Below are 3,456 nucleotides of genomic sequence, written 5' to 3'. Positions count from 1 at the left end.
CTGGATCTCGACTCTCCTGGATCCTTTTTCCACGCCTGGGTGTGTGGGGGAGGGATACCGCCCGTATTTTGAGAACTACACAGTGGACGCGAGCATCTTAGACTCGGGCAGCCTTTGCGGGTTGTTCGGGTCGACAAGATTCGCAAGGAGCAGCCTTCGGGTTGTGTTCTTGCAAATCATTGGATCTGCAACTTTTCGAGTTGTGGTTTCTTAAACTCATGTGATTTTCAAGTTTTTAAGAGCAAACGGTGAATGCCTTGGCATCTGGAGCCGAAGAAGGACGTCGTAATCTGCGATAAGCCTCGGGGAGCTGATAAACGAGCTGTGATCCGAGGATTTCCGAATGGGGAAACCCCGCCAGGCCCCTTGTGGTGACCTGGTGACTCCCGCCTGAATATATAGGGCGGGTAGAGGGAACGTGGGGAAGTGAAACATCTCAGTACCCACAGGAAGAGAAAACAACAGTGATTCCGTCAGTAGTGGCGAGCGAACGCGGAAGAGGCTAAACCGAATCATGTGTGATACCCGGCAGGGGTTGCATGGTCGGGGTTGTGGGACTTTTCGTTGTGTTCTGCCGAGCACTGAACGTTACAGCGCATCATAGACGAACAGGTTTGAATGCCTGGCCAGAGCGGGTGCGAGCCCCGTAGTCGAAATGGTGTTATGGCGTGAAGAGTATCCCAAGTAGCACGGGGCCCGAGAAATCCCGTGTGAATCTGTCAGGACCACCTGATAAGCCTAAATACTCCCAGATGACCGATAGCGGACAAGTACCGTGAGGGAAAGGTGAAAAGTACCCCGGGAGGGGAGTGAAATAGTACCTGAAACCGTTTGCTTACAAACCGTCGGAGCTCCCATGTTGGGGTGACGGCGTGCCTTTTGAAGAATGAGCCTGCGAGTTAGTGCTCTGTGGCGAGGTTAACCCGTGTGGGGCAGCCGTAGCGAAAGCGAGTCCGAATAGGGCGATTCAGTCGCAGGGTCTAGACCCGAAGCGAAGTGATCTATCCATGGCCAGGTTGAAGCGACGGTAAGACGTCGTGGAGGACCGAACCCACTTCAGTTGAAAATGGAGGGGATGAGCTGTGGATAGGGGTGAAAGGCCAATCAAACTTCGTGATAGCTGGTTCTCTCCGAAATGCATTTAGGTGCAGCGTTGCGTGTTTCTTGCCGGAGGTAGAGCTACTGGATGGCCGATGGGGCCCAAAAGCTTACTGACGTCAGCCAAACTCCGAATGCCGGTAAGTGAGAGCGCAGCAGTGAGACTGTGGGGGATAAGCTTCATAGTCGAGAGGGAAACAACCCAGACCACCAACTAAGGTCCCTAAGCGCGTGCTAAGTGGGAAAGGATGTGGAGTTGCACAGACAACCAGGAGGTTGGCTTAGAAGCAGCCACCCTTGAAAGAGTGCGTAATAGCTCACTGGTCAAGTGATTCCGCGCCGACAATGTAACGGGGCTCAAGCACGCCACCGAAGTTGTGGCATTGACATTAGTGGTAGGCCTTCGTGGTCCAGCCGTGTTGATGGGTAGGAGAGCGTCGTGTGGCGAGTGAAGCGGCGGTGTGAACCAGCCGTGGACGCCACACGAGTGAGAATGCAGGCATGAGTAGCGAAAGACGGGTGAGAAACCCGTCCTCCGGAAGACCAAGGGTTCCAGGGTCAAGCTAATCTTCCCTGGGTAAGTCGGGACCTAAGGCGAGGCCGACAGGCGTAGTCGATGGACAACGGGTTGATATTCCCGTACCGGCGAAGAACCGCCCAAGACAATCCAGTAGTGCTAAGTATCTGAATCCCTTTGATGGATCCCTTCGGGGTGAAGCGTTGGGCCTAGCGTACGACCCCGTGCTGGTGCGTTTAGCGTATTAACAGGTGTGACGCAGGAAGGTAGCCGAGCCGGGCGATGGTTGTCCCGGTCTAAGGATGTAGGGCGAACGATAGGCAAATCCGTCGTTCATATAGCCTGAGATCTGATGGGTAGACGCAAGTCGAAATCGGTGATCCTATGCTGCCAAGAAAAGCATCGACGCGAGGTTCTAGCTGCCCGTACCCCAAACCGACTCAGGTGGTCAGGTAGAGAATACTAAGGAGATCGAGAGAATCGTGGTTAAGGAACTCGGCAAAATGCCCCCGTAACTTCGGGAGAAGGGGGGCCTGAGGCGTGAACGGACTTGCTCCGGGAGCGTTCGATGGCCGCAGAGACCAGTGGGAAGCGACTGTTTACTAAAAACACAGGTCCGTGCTAAGTCGCAAGACGATGTATACGGACTGACGCCTGCCCGGTGCTGGAAGGTTAAGAGGAACGGTTAGCCGCAAGGCGAAGCTGAGAATTTAAGCCCCAGTAAACGGCGGTGGTAACTATAACCATCCTAAGGTAGCGAAATTCCTTGTCGGGTAAGTTCCGACCTGCACGAATGGCGTAACGACTTCCCAGCTGTCTCAACCGCGAACTCGGCGAAATTGCATTACGAGTAAAGATGCTCGTTACGCGCAGCAGGACGGAAAGACCCCGTGACCTTTACTATAGTTTGGTATTGGTGTTCGGTGTGGCTTGTGTAGGATAGGTGGGAGACTGTGAAGCGGGCACGCTAGTGTTCGTGGAGTCATTGTTGAAATACCACTCTGGTCACTCTGGATATCTAACTTCGGACCCTAATCGGGTTCAGGGACAGTGCCTGATGGGTAGTTTAACTGGGGCGGTTGCCTCCTAAAGAGTAACGGAGGCGCCCAAAGGTTCCCTCAACCTGGTTGGCAATCAGGTGTCGAGTGTAAGTGCACAAGGGAGCTTGACTGTGAGACTGACAAGTCGAGCAGGGACGAAAGTCGGGACTAGTGATCCGGCAGTGGCTTGTGGAAGCGCTGTCGCTCAACGGATAAAAGGTACCTCGGGGATAACAGGCTGATCTTGCCCAAGAGTCCATATCGACGGCATGGTTTGGCACCTCGATGTCGGCTCGTCGCATCCTGGGGCTGGAGTAGGTCCCAAGGGTTGGGCTGTTCGCCCATTAAAGCGGTACGCGAGCTGGGTTTAGAACGTCGTGAGACAGTTCGGTCCCTATCCGCTGCGCGCGCAGGAAATTTGAGAAGATCTATCCCTAGTACGAGAGGACCGGGATGGACGAACCTCTGGTGTGTCAGTTGTTCCGCCAGGAGCACCGCTGATTAGCTACGTTCGGAACGGATAACCGCTGAAAGCATCTAAGCGGGAAGCCGGCTTCGAGATGAGATTTCCATCCCTTCGGGGGAGAGGCTCCCAGCCAGACGACTGGGTTGATAGGCCGGATGTGGAAGACAGGACTAAAGACTGTCGGAGCTGACCGGTACTAATAAGCCGATAACTTGATAATCACTACACTCATACCGTTGTAAAGGCTGGTAGGAGTGGTCAGAGATTGCTTGCGTCCACTTTGTGGTTCCCAGAATACGGGCTCCATACCGCGGGTCGTGTTCGCAAAGACACGA

Annotated in this window: 1 rRNA gene; it reads left to right on the top strand. The window is 54.3% G+C overall.

Annotated features, from left to right (window positions below):
* Positions 1–225: 225 nt before the first annotated feature.
* A 23S ribosomal RNA gene (locus tag EDF45_RS20925) occupies positions 226–3,341 on the top strand.
* Positions 3,342–3,456: the final 115 nt, after the last annotated feature.

The organism is Rathayibacter sp. PhB186 (assembly GCF_003751825.1).
Classification (GTDB): domain Bacteria; phylum Actinomycetota; class Actinomycetes; order Actinomycetales; family Microbacteriaceae; genus Rathayibacter; species Rathayibacter festucae.
Note: the sequence above shows the minus strand (reverse complement) of the source record. Positions and strands in the feature narration are given on the sequence as shown.